This window comes from Paraburkholderia sp. BR10936, assembly GCF_040965735.1.
Lineage (GTDB): Bacteria > Pseudomonadota > Gammaproteobacteria > Burkholderiales > Burkholderiaceae > Paraburkholderia > Paraburkholderia nodosa_A.
This window is the reverse complement of the sequence record NZ_JBFRCM010000008.1, coordinates 288,680-306,513: the sequence shown is the minus strand read 5'-3', so window position 1 is coordinate 306,513 and position 17,834 is coordinate 288,680. Positions and strand designations below refer to the sequence as shown.

15 protein-coding genes are annotated in these 17,834 nt (G+C 60.5%); 11 read left to right on the top strand and 4 right to left on the bottom strand.

The window, feature by feature from the left end; all coding sequences use genetic code 11:
• Positions 1-97: 97 nt before the first annotated feature.
• The 4 genes from AB4Y36_RS19310 (at position 98) to cysC (ending at position 4,557) form a co-directional block, all read left to right on the top strand.
• Positions 98-1,525: a mannose-1-phosphate guanylyltransferase/mannose-6-phosphate isomerase gene (locus AB4Y36_RS19310; protein WP_368603870.1), complete on the top strand. Its 1,428-nt coding sequence runs from the start codon at positions 98-100 to the stop codon at positions 1,523-1,525.
• A gap of 79 nt (positions 1,526-1,604) precedes the next feature.
• Positions 1,605-2,765 (top strand): glycosyltransferase family 4 protein, encoded by a 1,161-nt coding sequence (locus AB4Y36_RS19305; protein ID WP_368683839.1) that lies wholly within the window; start codon positions 1,605-1,607, stop codon positions 2,763-2,765.
• Between the two features lie 41 nt (positions 2,766-2,806).
• Positions 2,807-3,829 (top strand): UDP-glucose 4-epimerase GalE, encoded by a 1,023-nt coding sequence (gene galE, locus AB4Y36_RS19300; RefSeq protein WP_368683856.1) that lies wholly within the window; start codon positions 2,807-2,809, stop codon positions 3,827-3,829.
• A 125-nt stretch (positions 3,830-3,954) separates the two neighbouring features.
• On the top strand, positions 3,955-4,557 hold the full coding sequence (gene cysC / locus AB4Y36_RS19295) for an adenylyl-sulfate kinase (RefSeq protein ID WP_368603872.1): 603 nt from the start codon (positions 3,955-3,957) through the stop codon (positions 4,555-4,557).
• A 65-nt stretch (positions 4,558-4,622) separates the two neighbouring features.
• Here cysC and AB4Y36_RS19290 read toward each other — a convergent pair whose 3' ends face one another.
• Genes AB4Y36_RS19290 through AB4Y36_RS19275 form a run of 4 tightly spaced genes read right to left on the bottom strand, consistent with a single transcriptional unit; the run spans position 4,623 to position 9,352 of the window.
• Positions 4,623-6,506, bottom strand: a complete 1,884-nt coding sequence (locus AB4Y36_RS19290; protein WP_368683855.1) for a polysaccharide biosynthesis protein — start codon at positions 6,504-6,506, stop codon at positions 4,623-4,625.
• On the bottom strand, positions 6,493-7,524 hold the full coding sequence (locus AB4Y36_RS19285) for a glycosyltransferase family 4 protein (protein WP_368603971.1): 1,032 nt from the start codon (positions 7,522-7,524) through the stop codon (positions 6,493-6,495). Before AB4Y36_RS19285 ends, AB4Y36_RS19290 begins: the two co-directional genes overlap by 14 nt.
• A gap of 26 nt (positions 7,525-7,550) precedes the next feature.
• Positions 7,551-8,507 carry a UDP-glucose 4-epimerase family protein gene (locus AB4Y36_RS19280; RefSeq protein WP_368603972.1) on the bottom strand — a complete coding sequence of 319 codons (957 nt, stop codon included), beginning with the start codon at positions 8,505-8,507 and terminating at the stop codon, positions 7,551-7,553.
• Positions 8,504-9,352, bottom strand: coding sequence for a glycosyltransferase (locus tag AB4Y36_RS19275; RefSeq protein ID WP_368603873.1), 849 nt, complete (start codon positions 9,350-9,352; stop codon positions 8,504-8,506). Before AB4Y36_RS19275 ends, AB4Y36_RS19280 begins: the two co-directional genes overlap by 4 nt.
• A gap of 253 nt (positions 9,353-9,605) precedes the next feature.
• Between AB4Y36_RS19275 and AB4Y36_RS19270 the strand changes: the two genes are divergently transcribed.
• The 7 genes from AB4Y36_RS19270 to AB4Y36_RS19240 all read left to right on the top strand — a co-directional run bounded on the left by AB4Y36_RS19270 (position 9,606) and on the right by AB4Y36_RS19240 (position 17,828).
• A complete protein-coding gene (locus tag AB4Y36_RS19270; RefSeq protein ID WP_368683838.1) occupies positions 9,606-10,904 on the top strand; it encodes a hypothetical protein in 1,299 nt (432 codons plus the stop codon).
• 112 nt (positions 10,905-11,016) lie between these two features.
• Positions 11,017-11,385, top strand: coding sequence for a hypothetical protein (locus AB4Y36_RS19265; RefSeq protein ID WP_368603875.1), 369 nt, complete (start codon positions 11,017-11,019; stop codon positions 11,383-11,385).
• A 222-nt stretch (positions 11,386-11,607) separates the two neighbouring features.
• Entirely contained in the window at positions 11,608-13,032 is a 1,425-nt protein-coding gene (locus AB4Y36_RS19260) for a UbiA family prenyltransferase (RefSeq protein WP_368603876.1), read from the top strand.
• Positions 13,033-13,035: 3 nt separating this feature from the next.
• Positions 13,036-14,352 carry an FAD-dependent oxidoreductase gene (locus AB4Y36_RS19255; protein ID WP_368683837.1) on the top strand — a complete coding sequence of 439 codons (1,317 nt, stop codon included), beginning with the start codon at positions 13,036-13,038 and terminating at the stop codon, positions 14,350-14,352.
• Entirely contained in the window at positions 14,349-15,089 is a 741-nt protein-coding gene (locus AB4Y36_RS19250; RefSeq protein ID WP_368683836.1) for an SDR family oxidoreductase, read from the top strand. The genes AB4Y36_RS19255 and AB4Y36_RS19250 overlap by 4 nt, the downstream gene beginning before the upstream one ends.
• A gap of 10 nt (positions 15,090-15,099) precedes the next feature.
• The gene (locus AB4Y36_RS19245; protein ID WP_368603878.1) at positions 15,100-16,773 is read left to right on the top strand and encodes a hypothetical protein; all 1,674 of its coding nucleotides are present in this window, start codon (positions 15,100-15,102) and stop codon (positions 16,771-16,773) included.
• Between the two features lie 116 nt (positions 16,774-16,889).
• Positions 16,890-17,828, top strand: coding sequence for an NAD-dependent epimerase/dehydratase family protein (locus AB4Y36_RS19240; RefSeq protein ID WP_368603879.1), 939 nt, complete (start codon positions 16,890-16,892; stop codon positions 17,826-17,828).
• Positions 17,829-17,834: the final 6 nt, after the last annotated feature.

Sequence of the window (17,834 nt, the reverse complement as noted above, 5' to 3'; positions counted from 1 at the left end):
GCCAACGAACTGTAATGTAATGAAAAAGGCCTCATGGACACGCTCCAACTGCCGATAACCCCGATAAGGCAGTATTCAATCAGATCAGGGTTACACGATGAACATTTTTCCGGTCGTTCTCTGCGGCGGCAGCGGAAGCCGCCTCTGGCCAATGTCCCGGCGCGGCTACCCCAAGCAATATCTCAAGCTGATCGGCACGCAATCGCTAGTCCAGCAGACTGCGTTGCGCCTGCGCGCCATCGACGGCGTCGCGCCGCCAATCATCATCACAAACAACGAACAGCGCTTCGTCGTGGCCGAGCAACTACGCCAGGCGGGCGTGGTCCCCTCCTCGATCGTGCTTGAGCCGTTTGGCCGCAATACCGCCCCGGCAATCGCAGCGGCTGCATACGTCGCGCTGCAGCAGAGCGCCGACGCGCTTCTGCTCGTGCTGCCCTCCGATCACGTGATCCGCAACGAGAAGGCATTTAGGGATGCGATCGGCACGGCGGCTCAAGTCGCCGCAGACCAGTACCTCGTGACGTTCGGCATTGCGCCCGAGTCGCCGCATACCGGCTACGGCTATATACGCCGTGGGGGCGCACTGAACGGCAACGCCTCCGCGTACACGGTAAGTTCTTTCGTCGAGAAGCCCGATGCGCAAACGGCCGCGCGTTTTCTCGCCGACGGACACTACGACTGGAACAGCGGCATATTCATGCTGAAGGCCTCGACTTATTTGGAGGAACTGCGTCACTACGAGCCGAACATCGCCGAGCACGCAGAACTCTCTTTCAGGCAAGCCCAACTGGACAATGACTTCCTCCGTCTCGAGCCCGAAGCCTTTGCCGCCTGCCCGAACATCTCCATCGACTACGCCGTCATGGAGAAGACTTCGCGTGCGGCCGTGGTCGTGACGCACGAGCTTGGCTGGAACGATATCGGTTCCTGGACAGCACTTTTCGAGCTCACCGATCTCGACGACTTGGGCAACGCCCTGCTCGGCGACGTGCTCGCCGAGTCCGTGTCGAACTCATACATACGCGCCGAACATCGTATGGTGGCCGCCATTGGCGTGGACAATCTGATCGTCGTCGAAACGGCCGATGCCGTGCTCGTCGCGCATCGCGACAACGCACAGGATGTAAAAAAAATCGTCGAGCGTCTGAATACTTCCGGCCGACGCGAGTCGGTCACGCAGCGTCGCGTAGTTCGGCCCTGGGGCTCGTATGAAGGCGTCGACGAGGGTGATCGCTTCCAGGTCAAACGCATCGTGGTGAATCCGGGCGCTCAGTTGAGTCTGCAAATGCACCATCACCGCGCCGAACACTGGATTGTCGTAAAGGGCACGGCGCGCGTGACGAACGGCGAGAAGACCATCCTGCTCTGTGAAAACCAGTCGACCTTCATCCCACTCGGCAACAAACATCGGCTGGAGAACCCGGGCAAAATTCCGTTGGAACTCATCGAAGTCCAGTCGGGCTCCTATCTCGGCGAGGACGATATCGTTCGTTTCGAGGATAAGTATGGACGGGCGTCGTCTTAGTCCGCGCGAGCTTTCCCGCTAAACTACCGCCTTCCCCGGGACTCCCGCCGGCCTCGTCAGACCCGGCACGCAAGCTTTCGTGAAATTCAACGACACCAAGGGCGCCTCGCGCGCCCGCACGCTTCACGTCGCCCTCGTCTGCAACACGGCCTGGGCGATATATACGTACCGCCGCGGGCTGCTGAGTGCGCTGACACAAAGCGGCGCGTGCGTGACCATCATTGCCCCGCGAGACCGCACGTTTGAACCGCTCGAGCAAATGGGCTGTCGCTGCGTCGAACTGCCGGTTGCCTCGAAAGGCACCAACCCGCTCGACGACCTGCGTACCACGCTCGCGCTCTATCGCCACTATCGCGCGCTCAAGCCTGACGTCGTCTTCCACTACACGATCAAACCCAACATCTATGGCTCGATTGCTGCGTGGCTTGCGCGCGTGCCTTCCGTCGCCGTGACTACGGGCCTTGGATACGTCTTCATCCAGAAGAGTCGCGCGGCCGAGGTCGCCAAGCGCCTCTACCGCTTCGCGTTTCGCTTCCCCCACGAAGTCTGGTTCCTCAATCGCGATGACGAGGCCGCCTTCAAGGACGGTAATCTCCTCGCGCATCCCGAGCGCGCGAGGCTGCTGCACGGTGAAGGCGTCGATCTCGAAGACTTCCCCTTCACGCCGCTGCCGGCGCGCGCCGAATTTGCCTTCGTTTTGATTGGCCGGCTGCTCTGGGATAAGGGCGTAGGCGAATATGTCGAAGCCGCCCGCGCACTGCGCGCGCGCTATCCGCACGCGCGCTTTCAGTTGCTCGGCCCGGTCGGCGTGGACAACCCGAGCGCCATCTCGCGTGAACATGTCGCGAAATGGGAGCGGGAAGGGATAATCGAATATCTCGGTGAAACGGCGGACGTACGCCCCTATATTGCCGCTGCCGATTGCGTCGTGCTCCCGTCGTACCGCGAAGGCGTGCCGCGCACGCTCATGGAAGCGAGCGCAATGGGACGGCCGATTGTGGCCACCGACGTGCCCGGCTGCCGCGAAGTCGTCGCCGACAGCGTGAACGGCCTCCTATGCACGGTGCGCGACGCGCACTCGCTCGGGCAGGCGCTCGCACGCATGCTCGACCTTGGCAACGCAGCTCGCTCCGCCATGGCGAAGCGCGGCCGGAAAAAAATCGAGAAAGAATTCGATGAGCGCGTTGTGGTACAACGCTACCGGGAACTGATCCGGGAAATCACCGGGTCGACGTTTTGATCGAAACTTGATTTCTCGGGAATGAACACGGCATGACTGCGATGAATTCAAAGGGCACCATCCTCGTCACCGGTGGCGCGGGCTATATCGGCTCGCACACCTGCGTCGAGTTGCTCAATGGCGGCTATGACGTGGTCGCCGTCGACAATCTCGTGAACAGCCGCAGCGAGTCTCTCAAGCGTGTCGAGCAGATCGCCGGCAAGCCGGTCGCGTTCTATGAAGCCGACGTGCGCGACGCAGCGGCCCTTTCGCGCATCTTCGAAGCGCACAGCATCTCCGGCGTGATCCATTTCGCTGCGCTCAAAGCCGTGGGCGAGTCGGTCGCGAAGCCTATTGAGTATTACCGCAACAATGTCGACGGCCTGCTGGTCGTACTCGACGTCATGCGCCAGCACGGCTTGAAGCAGTTCGTCTTCAGCTCTTCGGCAACGGTGTATGGCGTGCCAGAACGCTCGCCCATCGACGAATCGTTTCCGCTTTCTGCGACCAACCCCTACGGTCAGTCAAAGCTCATCGCGGAACAGATGCTGCGCGATGTCGAGATCTCGGACCCTACGTGGCGCATTGCCGTCCTGCGCTACTTCAACCCCGTGGGTGCGCATGAAAGCGGGCTGATCGGCGAAGATCCTGCCGGCATCCCGAACAATCTGATGCCCTACGTCGCGCAAGTGGCGGTGGGCAAACTCGAGAAGCTGCGCGTCTTCGGAGGAGATTACGCGACGCCGGATGGCACGGGCGTGCGCGACTATATTCACGTTGTCGATCTTGCGAAGGGCCACCTCAAGGCGCTCGATGCGCTTGCTACGCGTGGCGAAGGCTTTGTTGTGAACCTCGGCACAGGCACAGGCTATAGCGTGCTCGAAGTCGTGAAGGCGTTCGAACAGGCATCCGGTCGCCCCGTGCCCTATGAGATTGTGGCGCGCCGGCCCGGCGACATCGCGGAGTGCTATGCGAATCCGGTCGCGGCGCAAAAGCTCATCGGGTGGAGAGCCGAGTTCGGTATCGAACGCATGTGCGTGGACCACTGGCGTTGGCAGGAGAAGAATCCGCGGGGTTTTGAGTAACTGACGGCTATATCACAATAAATTACTTCCCTGCAAATTTGTTGCGTTTTATTACGTAGACGTTACAACAGCCGCTCCGACGTTACAATTACTCGTGATTCGCATTGAGCCGGGAGTAACGCGAAGTGGAAACAACAACTTCCGCGGGAGTCGTCGTCTGGCTGACCGGCATGTCGGGAGCTGGCAAATCAACGATTGCACGCGCTTTGGTCAATCGACTGCAAACGTTTAACCATCGAGCGACCATGCTCGATGGTGACGTGCTGCGCACAGGTCTCAATGCGGACCTTGGTTTCAGCGACGCTGAGCGTACGGAAAACCTTCGACGCGTCGCTCACGTTGCAGCGCTTTTTTGTGAAGAGGGATTTGTTACCGTCACGGCAACGATTTCCCCCGAGCCGGTGCATCGGGATAATGCACGGCGCATCGTGGGCAACGATAATTTTGTCGAGATTTTTGTCGACACTCCACTCATCATCTGTGAGCAGCGTGATCCCAAAGGGCTATACCGTCGTGCTCGGCGCGGAGAAATCCCGCAGTTCACCGGCATCGGCTCGCCGTATCATCCGCCGCTTCACCCTGATCTCTGCTTACGCACGCACGGCGACAGCGTCGAACATTGCGTCGACCTGATCATTGACCATCTCGTGGAACAGCACCGCCTTGATCTGGGGGGCACGCGCAAGCGACATCTCTCAGGAGTACTCCAACACGCGACACAACGTTGAGCGTCAGCGACATGCGGCTCGCGGCTCGCGGCTCGCGTGAAGAGCTTCGGCCCGTTGCGCTAGCCCTAGCCAGCGGCACGCACCGAAGTCCCCGCTACGCTCTGCAGCTTGGGTGAGGTCGATGGCTGATATTCGGGCACCCAGCGGCGCAGGTCGCGACGCACCTCGTCGTCGCCAGGCACCCGGTGCTGCATGAGCCACGGCAGCAATTCGTCCAACAGATTGTCCGGCACTTCGCGCGCCTTAGCAGTGCGCAGCTTCGCGTGTGGTGTGCGCGTGGTGGTTTCGTCGTCGGCGAGCAGTTCTTCGTAGAGCTTCTCACCGGGCCGCAGACCCGTGAAGACCACGCGAATCTGTTCTTCCGAGTACCCGTAGAGGCGAATCAAGTCCCTCGCGAGATTGACGATCTTGACCGGCTCGCCCATGTCGAGAATGAAAATTTCGCCACCGCGCCCCATGCTCGAGGCTTGAAGCACGAGCTGCGATGCCTCTGGAATCGTCATGAAGAATCGCGTTACTTCCGGGTGCGTCACCGTCACCGGCCCACCCTTCGCAATCTGCTGCTGGAATTTCGGAATTACACTGCCTGCACTACCCAGCACGTTACCGAACCGCACGGTCTCGAACTGCGTGCGTTCACTGGTCTGCTGCAGCGCCTGGCACGCCATCTCCGCAAGGCGCTTGCTCGCACCCATCACGTTGGTGGGATTGACCGCCTTGTCGGTCGAGATCAGCACGAAGTGCCTTACCTGATGCTTGATCGCTGCGCGCGCCACGCGATAAGTGCCAAGCACGTTGTTACGAATCGCCTGCCAAGCGTTGAGCTCCTCCATCAACGGGACGTGTTTGTATGCAGCGGCATGGAAAACGATGTGAGGCGTGTAGCGCGCCATAACCTGGTCGAGAAGCAGGGCATCTTTCGCGTCGCCGACGATCGGCATCACGGAAAGCTCGGGGAACCGCTCCCGGATTTCCTCTGTGAGTCGATACATCGCGTATTCAGATACATCGAGCGCAACTAGTTGCGCGGGCGCGAAACGCAGAATCTGACGGCATAGTTCGGAGCCGATCGAACCACCCGCACCCGTGACCATGACGACCCTGCCACTCAGCAGCGCCTCGACGTGCGGCGTATCAATGTTGACCGGATCGCGTCCCAGCAGATCCTCGAGGTCGATGTTGCGCACCTGAGAAAGGAAGCCCTGGCCAGGCAGCAAATCGTTCAATGAAGGCAGCATAAGCGCCTTCACGCCCGCTCGAACACATTGTGTGGCGACCCGTCGTTGCACATCGGCTGACGCCGACGGTATGGCGATGATGGCAAATTCGCAGCGCAGCGCTTGCGCCCATTTTGCGATGTCATCAATCGGACCCAGCACCTTGTAGCCGTAAATCTCGCGCCGTTGTTTCGCGGGATCGTCGTCGAGCAAGCCGACGAGGCGCCATTCGGCGGATCGCGAGAGCTCGCGCGCGAGACTTGCGCCAGCACCTCCTGCGCCAATCACGATCACCGGTTTGCCTTGCGCGACGAGACCGCCGTAAAGGTAGAACTCCTTGCTCGCGCGATAGAGCGCCCGGGTACCGCCCATGACGAAGAACACGACGAGCGGTGAAACGATCAGCACCGAACGAGGGATGATCGGCACGGGCTGTAGCATGACCGACCCGATCATGACAACCAGCGCAGCCGCTACGATCGCCTTCGAGATCCGCATAAGGTCCGGCAGGCTCGCGAAGACCCACATACCGCGATACAAGCCAAAGATGCGGAACATCACCGCATAGACAGGCAACACCCAGATTAGCGTGTTCATTGCGCCGCGCCAGAACTCGGGCGGAACTGACGCGTTAAAGCGCAGAAAATAGGCAGTCAGCCAAGCGGCAGCCACGGCGCCAATATCAAAGAGAAAGGCGCTGAAAGAGAGCCAAGTGGCTTTATTGCGGAGCATCAGCGTCAACCTCTGTTTTTCTGTCAAGGGACTGGAAAGCACGCCAGCGAGCGTCAATCGCCGCACCCATCAAAGCAAGCACAACAGTCCAACCAGCAACGAGCCCCCACTGGAGCGGCGTGGAACGATCAAGGGCCCAGACAGCAAGTACCGTGCCGGCTAACATTACCAGATACCATGCCAAAGCCGTAACCGCGTGCCCCGTCCCGACACGCACCATGCGCTGATAATAATGCTCGCGATGAGCCTGCCAGAATTTTTCGCCACGCAAAAGCCGACGGATCAGCGTGACAGACGCATCGCCGATGAACGGCGAAAACACCAACACCGGAAACCAGACTGGCCAGCCACCACTACGCCAGCCCCAATAGCCTAGCGCGCCGGCGAGAAAGCCGATCGGAATCGAACCAGCATCGCCCAAAAATAGCTTTGCCGGATGGAAATTGAAGAGCAGAAACCCGGCCGCTGCGCCAGCAATCGCCGCAGATACCCAGCCGAGTTCCGGCATCCGCCCGGGGAGCGCCGCGACCGCATAGGCGCCGAAACCGAACAGCGCCATGCCGCCGGCAAGACCGTCTGCCCCGTCCATGAAATTGTATAAGTTGACCAGCCACAGCATCAAAAACGCCAGTCCTCCGAGGCACCACCACGCAACAGGAGCCGGATAAACAACGATGAGCGTCAGCACCGCAAGGAAATGCGCAGCAAAGCGCACGCGCGCCGGAAGTCCGCGGCGGTCGTCAATCTGGGAAACGGCAGCGAGAAATGCCGTGCCAAGCGCGGTCAGCCACAACGAGGGCGCCAGAAGAAGAATAGCCAATACTGCGACCGGCACTAGGCCCCAGCCTCCGACGCGCGGCGTCGGCCGCACATGCAGTGAGCGCTCGTTTGGAATATCCGTGGCAAGGCGCCACGCGAGCCCGCTCTTCAGCAGAAACGCGAGTATGGCCGCGCACAGCACACCGCTAGCCAAGGCGATCCACACGGCGCTCAACGGTGACGAAATCGGTAAATGAATGATCAACGTGTACGGTCTCCGCAAATTCAGTGCGTCGCACGATACCAACGAGCAGTCGCTTCCAACCCCTCCTCCACCGCAAAGGGCGGCTGCCAGCCGAGTCGCTCACGAATCAGCGACGTGTCGACTTGCAAGCTGGACGTCAGGCGCTCCAGTTGGGCCGCGCGGCCGGTCAGTGCGCCGGCGGCACGTAACAGCCCCGTCGGAACGGGAATCAGGCGTGCGGGCTTCGAGAGGTAGCGGCCGAGGCCGCGCAGCAACTGAGCAACAGACAGGTCGTCGGCATCGGCCACATGAAAGCAGGCGTTGGCGGCTCGCGGGTCCGTGATGCAATGCACGAGCGCATCGGCCAGATTTTCGGTGTACACGAGACTGCGTCGCGCACTCACCGAACCGAGCGGCAGTGGCACGCCACGCCAAAGCGCGTCCATCATCTGCAAAAAATTGGCTCCAACTCCCGGACCATAGACGAGCGGCGGCCGAACGACCACGACTTCCAACCCCGTTTCTACACTCAGACGCCAGAGCGCCTCCTCCGCCGCCCGCTTCGAAAGTCCGTACGGGTCGAGCGGCATGGGCGGCACGGATTCGGCCAGCGGAACGCCGCCATCCACCTCTGCCACAGCCTTGATGCTGCTCACGAAGACCATGCGGCGGGCTCCGGAGGCCTGTGCCGCACGGGCAACGCGCAGGGTGCCCTCGACGTTCGTCGCATGGAATGCCGCCAATGGATCGGGTGCGTCATCACGCATCACGTGAACGCGCGCAGCCAGATGCACAACGCAATCCGGGGACAAGCCGCTCGGCCACGCCTCTTGAAGCCCGACGAAATCCGCCGTCTCGTGACGCCATTCGCGCACAGCATCCGTGCCGACGCTGCCGCTTCGCAGCAGCGCAGTCACGTCGTGGCCGTGCCGTGAGAGCGCCGCGCACAGCGCTCTCCCTACGAGACCATTCGCACCGGTAACCAATACGTGGCTCAAAGCCATTTCCACCCAAACCGGTTATAGAACTTGAACGCCGACGTGAGGAACATCCGTATGTGCGCCAGCCCCTTGCGCGATGCACCGCCGCCGTGGTGCAGCACCCGCACCGACGGCGCATAGACGACACGCGCCACATCATGCGCACGCAGGCTGAGATCGTAGTCCTCGAAGTAGAGGAAATAGCGCGCATCGAAGCCCGCAAGCTTTTTGAGCACGCTCGTGCGAAACAGCATGAAACAACCGCTCACGATCGGCGGATCCCAGATCGTGTCACGCGCGTTGATCTGCGCGCGCATCTCGTAGCGGGCGAGGCGGGCTTCGAATGGCCGTCGAGCGGCGCGTGGAAGGAAGCCGCGCACGAACAAATCGACGAGGGTCGGGTATTGCCGGCAAAGATATTGAAGCTGGCCGGCATCGTCGACGATAGCCGGGGTAAGCAGGCCTGCTTCGGGATGTGCCTCCAGAAAAGTCACCGCCTCGACTAACGCGCTGGAGTCGATGTCCACGTCGGGATTGAGTACGAGGTGATAACGGCTCGATGCCCGCTCAATCGCCAGATTGTGACCGCGCCCGTAGCCGACGTTACCTTGCCCGGCGATTTCCGTACAGGAAATGCCCGCTTGCGACAATGGTGCGAGGCTGCTGCGCATCTCAGGCATGCCGCCGTTATCGACCAGATACATGTGGATCGACGTCCCCGGCTTTGCGCGAGTCAGCGCGGCGCCGGCGCGCGCAAGACTGCCAAAGGTTCGCGCGAGGAGATCCCGGTCTGGATGAAAGACAACCACCGATACGGACACCACCACGGCATGATCCACACTAGTTACCGAACTCACTGTCATCTGGATATGCGACGATTCGGCACCGTATGCGCCATTCGTATAAACGGGGTCGATTGAAACCGTCTAGTGTGCTGAAAATACCCGTTTCAGGCAACTGACTTTTCCAATTGTTACGCAGTATAAGATAATACAGGGCGCGATCGCGGATGAACCCAACTGTTGTCGCATTGCGGATACGAATAGCACAGTAGCGCCCGAATGCCGCCCGGCCACGTGTAAATAAGATTAGTCGAGCTCGACCGGCGAAAATACCGTGGACCGATTGTCGGCACGCTCACCCCAGCTTTTGCAAATCGAAGCGAATTATTTCCCAAGCAATTTGAAAACTCTGATCAAAAATCGCCAATCCTGGCCGACAATCGCCCTTTTACTCGGCGCCGTGATTTTCGCGACGACCTGCTTCGGGGTGATTTCCCATTTCTCCCCGGTTCCTTACGGAGATCAGTGGGACGGCACGCTGGGTTTCTATTTGAATGCGCTCGAACATCCCTGGGCGCCGTTTTTTGACCACAACCAGCATCGCCTGTTCTTTTCACGACTCATCTTCTTCGTGGACATGCGCTACCTCGGCGGGCGCAACGTGCTCGACCTCGCCGCCAACGTAGTCCTGGCTGCATTGATCGCCATCGTGCTCTGTCGGATCGTCAGCCGAAATCTGGCACATTCGCCCGCATCACGAATGATCGTGGGTGGCGGCGCACTCGCCTTTACGTTCGCGTGGATGCAGGATGAGAATTTTACGTGGGGCTTTCAGAGCCGATGGTTTGCCGTCTACCTGTTCGGACTCTGCGCATTCGAGGCCCTCGATCCCAGCGAGGGCGCCCGCAAACGCGGCGCGTCTGCGTCCTCAGCCGGACGGTTCACACTTGCCATCGGAGGCGCGATCATGGCGGCGCTGTCGATGGTGAGAGGTGTCCTCGTTGCCCCAGTGCTCGCCATTCAGGCTGCATACCTCCGTACAACGCGTGTGCGCCTTCTTGTGATCGCACTAGCGACGGCGGCAATCTGGCTGGCCTACTTTACGGGTTGGCATTCGAATTCGCCGAGCGGAGGACTGCGCGACGCGTTGGTGCACCACCCTCTTGGCGTCCTGCTGTACGTACTGCTCTACCTCGGATCGCCGGCGACCTGGGGGTGCCTCGGCATGCCGGTGATCGCCCTGTGGGGTGCAACCGTACTCCTGAGCCTGATTTATGCGCTATGGATTGCGCAGCAACGTCGCGTAGTCATTGGCACCGCGCTGCTGGCCATGGCAGCGTTCGTCAGTGCGAGTGCATTCGTCACTGCTGTCGGGCGAATTGGCTTTGGCGTCGATACTGCTACGTTGTCGCGCTATACGACCGGGCCGCTGCTGATGGCCGGATCGCTCCTCGCTTTTCTTTGGCTCAATGAAATTCGCCCCGAAAGGCGACGTTGGATCGTCGGCGGTTTCGTATTTGTGCTTTGTGCTCGTCATGATTGCGGTTGCGCAGCGCATGCTCTTTCACTCGACGCAACGCGAGCTGTACGCGAAACGCGTGGCGGGCCTCGCGGTGCGCGCAAAGGTCTATGACGCCCCTTATACGTCCATGATTTACCCGAACCCAACGGCGCTCCAGGGAGTTGCCACGCGCGCCTAGGCAGCGGGGCTCTCCATTTTTGCCCATGACCAGCGCGACTTTGCTGTGCCGCCACAGACGGTCTCCGCGAGCGCCGGCTGCATCGGTAAGATTGACAGCATTAGCTCGACCGCGACCCCTGACCGGTTCGCGGCGACTGGGTGGCTTTACGACCCTGCCGGCAAGCAATACGTCTCGTCGATCGTGATCGCCGATCGCGCGGGTAAGGTACTGGGCACGGGCATCACCGGTGCACAACGCGCGGATCTCGCGCCGATCACTGGATCCAACGATCGTTACGGGCGCTGGACAGGCTTCTTCGTGCGGCCGAGCGACCGCGAAATTCGACTTTTTGGCAGGCTCGATACCGGTCGTTACTGCGCGATTCCCGATGCGCAAGCCTTGGACACCAGTAAGACCCAACCGCCCGCATGAATGCGCCTGCGCGCCTTGGCTGACCCTGAATCATCGGAGCGGTGATCCACCGCCCAAGCTGTCAATAGTGCGCAGGCACGCAACAGATCGCCGGGACACCTGTAACGACGGCGCAAGTTCCGGGTAAAATTCCTGGCTTGAAAATGGCGCACGATTCGGATGGATCGAGACACGCGCCCAATAGATCACACTCTATAAGCCCATTGCCAACTGGCCGACTGTATGCGCAGCAGACCACTCGTTGTTGACCTGGATGGCACGTTGATTCGATCGGATGTGCTAATCGAATCGGGATTCGCGTATCTCAAATCCGCGCCGCTGCGGTTTTACCGCCCGCTAATGTGGCTCGCGCGCGGCGGCAAACCGGCCCTCAAAGCCGGACTCGCCGAGAACACCAATGTCGACGTTACCGTCCTGCCTTATGACGCACAGGTGCTCGACTGGCTGAAGGCAGAGCGCGAAGCCGGACGCCCGCTCGTGCTCGCCACCGCCAGCCATGAGCGCTATGCCCATGCCATTGCCGACCACCTAGGTCTCTTTGACCAGACCTTCGCGACCGCAGACGGTGTCAACCTCTCGTCTCAACGCAAACGCGACAGGCTAGTGGCCGAATTTGGCGAGAAGAACTTTGACTACGCAGGCAATTCGCACGACGACATCGCGGTCTGGCAATCCGCTGCACGCGCGTATGTCGTGAATCCGGCGAGCGGCGTCGAGCGCGCCGCCCGCAAGATCGGCAATGTCGAGCGTGTGATCGAATCGCGCCCCCCGGCGCTGAAGACCTGGTCGAAGTCATTGCGCCTGCATCAGTGGCTGAAGAATCTGCTGATCTTCGTACCACTTCTTGCCGCGCACAAACTCGCCTATCCGGACCTCATCCTCGCAGCACTAATCGCATTCTTCGCCTTCGGTCTCTGTGCATCGAGCGTGTATCTGCTCAACGACATGCTCGATCTCGAGGACGACCGACACCATCCGACCAAGCGCAAGCGCCCGCTAGCGTCCGGCGCGCTTCCGCTCACCTGGGGGATAGCGCTCTTTCCTGTCCTGCTCGCGGGCGCCTTCGCACTGACCGCACTATTTCTTCCATGGCGCTTCGCCGCGGTGTTGTTGGGATACTACGCTCTCACGCTCGGCTACTCGATGTTCCTCAAGCGCCAGGTGATGGTGGATGTCGTCGTGCTGGCAATGCTCTATACCACTCGAATCATCGCCGGAACCGCCGCAATCGGCGGTCACCTCACGTTCTGGCTGCTCGCGTTCTCGATGTTCATCTTCCTGAGCCTCGCGCTCGTGAAGCGCTACGCCGAACTCTATTCGATGCAGGCGCGCGGGCTCGCCAAAACGCGCGGGCGCGGCTACGTCGCGAGCGACCTTTCGCTCATCTCGTCGCTGGGCACGGCGTCCGGATATCTCTCCGTGCTCGTTCTCGCCATGTATATCCAGGATGGCAACACAGCGCATCTCTACCGGCATCCACAGATCATCTGGCTCGCGTGCCCGCTGCTCCTTTACTGGGTGAGCCGTACGTGGATCATCGCGCACCGTGGCCTGATGCACGACGACCCGATAGTATTCGCCGCGCGCGACCGTGTGAGCCTTGCAGTGGTGGCGCTCTGCTGCCTCGTCTTCTGGGCGGCGACCTGATCGATGGATACGGTGCAGTCCTGGGGCCGCTATCCCGCCCTCCCGCAACAGGCGCATGCAATCGCGTGGCGTGACCGCGCGGCCGCGACCTGGCGCGAGGTGATCGAAGCAAACGGCAACGCGCTCGCATTCGGCAACGGACGCAGCTACGGCGACAGTTGCCTCGCCGCCTCGGACCACGTGCTGCAGACCCTGCCACTCGACCGCCTGATCGCTGCCGACTGGGCGACCGGCGTATTGCGTGCAGAGCCGGGCGTCACGCTCGAACAGATCCTCGAGGTCGCCATACCGCGTGGCTGGATGCTGCCAGTCACGCCCGGCACCAAATACGCGACGCTGGGCGGCGCGATCGCCAATGACGTCCACGGCAAGAATCACCACGTGCGAGGGACGTTTGGGCGCCATGTGCGCCGCTTTGGACTGGCGCGCAGCGACGGCGCGCTACTCGAATGCGCACCGGACGCGCATTCCGATCTTTACGCAGCCACAATCGGGGGACTCGGTCTCACCGGGCTGATCCTTTGGGCGGAAGTCCAGCTCATGCCGATCCGATCCAGCCTGATCGACGTGACGAACATCCGCTTTTCGAACCTCGACGAATTCTTCGCGCTTTCCGAACGCCTCGACCCGCTGCATGAGTACAGCGTGGCATGGGTGGACTGCCAGAGCAGCGGCTCGACGCTTGGGCGCGGCATTTTCATGGTCGGCGACCACGCGAGAGGCGGACCGCTCGAAGTCGACCGCCGCAAGAAGCGAACGGTGCCGATGACACTGCCCGTTCCGATTTTCAACTCGCTGACCTTACGCGCCTTCAACGGCGCGTACTACCACCGCCAGCGCAGCGGCGAGAGGCGCGCGAAAGTGAGCTACGACGCTTACTTTTACCCGCTGGACAGCCTGCTCGAGTGGAACCGGATTTACGGTCGAAAAGGCTTTCAGCAGTACCAGTGCGTCGTGCCGCCCGAGGCAGCGCGAGACGCCATCCGAGAAATCCTCGAGGCCATCGCGATAAGCGGCACGGGCTCTTTTCTCGCCGTGCTCAAGCGCTGTGGCGATATCGCCTCGCCGGGGCTTCTGTCGTTTCCGCGGGAGGGCACTTCGCTCGCACTCGACTTTCCACAGCGCGATGCACAGAACGCGCGGCTTTTCGCGCGTCTCGACGCGATCGTGCGCGAGGCGCGTGGCCGGCTCTACCCGGCGAAAGACGCTCACATGACCGGCGCGGATTTCCGGGCCGCCTATCCGCAATGGCAGCAACTGGAAGCCCTTCGAGATCCAGCGATGCTTTCACGGTTTTGGGAACGAACGACACGAACATGAAAAATATCCTGATCGTAGGTGCGACCTCGGCCATCGCGACGGCATGCGCCCGTCGCTGGGCTGCGCAAGGCGCGAGCTTTTTTCTCGTCGCACGCAGCGCAGAGCGGCTGCAGCAGGTCGCCGACGACCTCCGCGCGCGCGGTGCCAAAGGGGCGGTGTGCCATGAACTCGACATTAACGACGTCGATCAGCACGCGGCCATGCTTGCGCGCTGCGAGGCCGAATTCGGCACTATTGATATCGTCCTCGTCGCGCCCGGGACCCTGCCCGATCAGGCACAGTGCCAGGCTGACCCAGCCGTGGCGATGCGCGAATTCAACACCAACGTCACGTCGATCATCGGATTGCTTACGCCGATCGCGAATCTGGTCGAGGCCCAGCGCCATGGTACGATCGCCGTCATTTCGTCCGTTGCGGGCGATCGCGGCCGGCCGTCGAACTATCTCTACGGTAGCGCGAAGGCCGCACTCTCGGCATTCTGCGAGGGTCTGAACGCCCGTCTTTTCAAGGCGGGTGCACATGTTGTCACGATCAAGCCTGGCTTCGTCGCTACGCCCATGACTGCGGGCCTGCCGCTGCCCGGCCCGCTCGTTGCGACCCCGGACAAGGTGGCCGCCGACATCACGCGCGCAATCGAAAAGAACAGGGACGTTATCTACACGCCCTGGTTCTGGTCGCTGATCATGTTGATCATCCGGTCCGTACCGCGATTCTTCTTCAAACGCGCATCGTTGTGAATACAAAAGCATGGTGAAATACAAAAAGCAAGCGGCGGGGCTAGCTCTCGCAATCGGGCTCCTGACCGTTGCGACGACGTTATTCGGCGTGTGGCGACACTTTACACCTGTGCCGCTTGGCGATTCATGGGACGGAACGGTCGGTTTCTATGTGCGCGCGATCACGGATCCGTGGCACGCATTCTTTGAGCAGCATAATGAACATCGCCTCACGTTCTCGCGCCTGATTTTCTTCGCCGACGTACGATATTTCGGCGGCAGAAATGTTTTTTCACTGATAGCCAACCTTGTTCTCGCCGGATTGCTGTGTCTGACCTTTTGCAAGGTTGCTCTCCATAGTCAGCCCAAGATGCCTACGTGGAGCAAGGTCGGTCTCGCGGGCGTCACGATGGCGCTGACATTCTCGTGGCTCCAGCAAGAAAATTTTACGTGGGGTTTCCAGAGTCAGTGGTACGCCGTTTACTTGTTCGCGTTGCTCGCATTCCACTCTCTCGAACGTGTAGAGCAATTGCGCACAAACGCCATCAATTGGCTTGTTATATCGATTCTCAGCGCCACGATCGCAGCATATAGCATGTCCGCTGGCTTGCTAGTCTTTCCAGTTTTGTTCATTCAAGCGGTCTATCTGCGCCTGAACGCCCGGAAATTGTTCGCGATCGCACTCGGGGGGATAGCAGTCTGGTGCGCTTACTTCAACGGATGGAACCCAGTGTCGAACAATGGTGGCGTCAAGTCACTCTTGCTTCACCCACTTGACGCCGCACGTTACGTTCTACTCTATCTCGGCTCGCCTGCGAACGGCACGCTGCTGGGAACCATTGGCGCGTACGTATGCGGAATCGTCATGCTGGCAGCTGTCTTGATGTGGTCACTGCGCGCCCTGCGAAGTCGCGCAACGCCTCCTATAGCTATTGCATTTCTGGCATTTGCAATCTTCATCGTCCTCAATGCCGCAGCGACGACATCCGGGCGCCTCTGGATGGGCCTCGATACTGCACTCGCTTCACGCTACACTACTGCATCGCTGACTGGATGGCTGGCGATGCTCATATTTTCGGCGCTCAACACAAAAATCTCGACAGCGCAGCGACCAATCCTCGCTGCCGCGGTGTGTGCGATGCTAATTGTCGCTGTCGCGCAAAGACTCGCACTACACAGTGACTTCGACCTTAGTTGGCAGCGCATGGTTGGCGGCCTTGCCACTCGCGAGCAGGTATACGACCTCGCGGTCACGCGCCCCGTCTACCCATTTCCAGACAGACTCGCGAAGATCGTTCCGATAGTCAGAGCGGCGCGCATTTCCATTTTCGCTGACGACCAGCATGACTATGCCTCCCCGCCGCCGCGTATTACCATAGGCTCGACATGTGAGGGCTATGTCGATGGGATATCGCACTCGGAGACCTCTGACATGTACATTGTTCGTGGCTGGATCTATGACACATCTACACGTCGCGTGCCTCACAATATAGTCGTCACGGCACCCGACGGCCGATCTATTGGGATCGGCCTCACCGGCGGTGAACGTGATGACGTCGTGGCCCAACTTGGTGACAATGCGCGTTTCAGCGGCTGGATCGCTTTCATTCACCGACCTCCAGAAGGCCTGATCAACATCACCGCTGCCACTATGAGTGGTACCTATTGCGCGCTGCGCGGCTCGCACCCCATCGCCCCCCACTAAGGCGGCTGCTTGCGAGTGGACGTGTTCAATGCCAATCCGCATATCCAGCGGGCCCAGAGATGAATTCGGTAGCCGACACGACTTTCAGTGCCACGCTGCTCTTCAAGTGAAACCGTATGAAAAACTCCCGCATTCTTCTTCCCGGCGGCGCCGGACTCGTAGGACAGAACTTAGTCGCCCGGCTCAAGGCACGTGGCTGTACCGACATCGTCGTACTCGACAAGTTCGAGGCGAACCTCGAGATCCTGCGAAGTGTGCATCCAGACGTCACGGCGATCTACGCCGATCTCGCTGAACCAGGTGACTGGGCACGGCATTTCGAAGGTGCAGACGTTGTGGTGATGCTGCAGGCACAGATCGGCGCACCGACCCGCGACCCGTTCGTGCGCAACAACATCGTGGCAACGCGTCACGTGCTCGATGTCATCAAGAAATACCGCATCCCCCACACCGTACACATCAGCTCCTCGGTGGTGAACTCGGCCGCCGACGACTGGTACACGCAAACCAAGCGCGAGCAGGAAGAGATCGTATTGGCGTCCGGCATCAACTGCGTCGTGCTGCGCCCGACGCTTATGTTCGGCTGGTTTGACCGCAAGCATCTCGGCTGGCTCTCTCGTTTCATGCACCGCGTACCTGTGTTTCCGATCCCGGGTAGCGGCAAGTACATGCGGCAGCCGCTCTACGTTGGCGACTTCTGTAACGTCATCATTAGCAGCATCGATTCGCGCCTCAAGGGGCAAGCGTTCAACATTAGCGGACTGGAACGCGTCGACTACATCGACATCATCCGGCAGATCAAGCGCGCAACTCGCGCACGCTGCGCGATCGTTCGCATTCCCTACGGCCTCTTTTATGTGCTGCTGAAGATCTACGCCGTGTTCGACAAGAACCCGCCGTTTACGGCCGATCAGCTCAAGGCCCTAACCGCTGGCGACGAGTTCGAGGTGATCGATTGGGAAGGCATCTTTGGCATTCGCGCCACGCCGTTCGCCAAAGCCATGGACGAGACGTTCAACGATCCTACCTATAGCCACATCGCCTTGGAATTCTGAAGACAC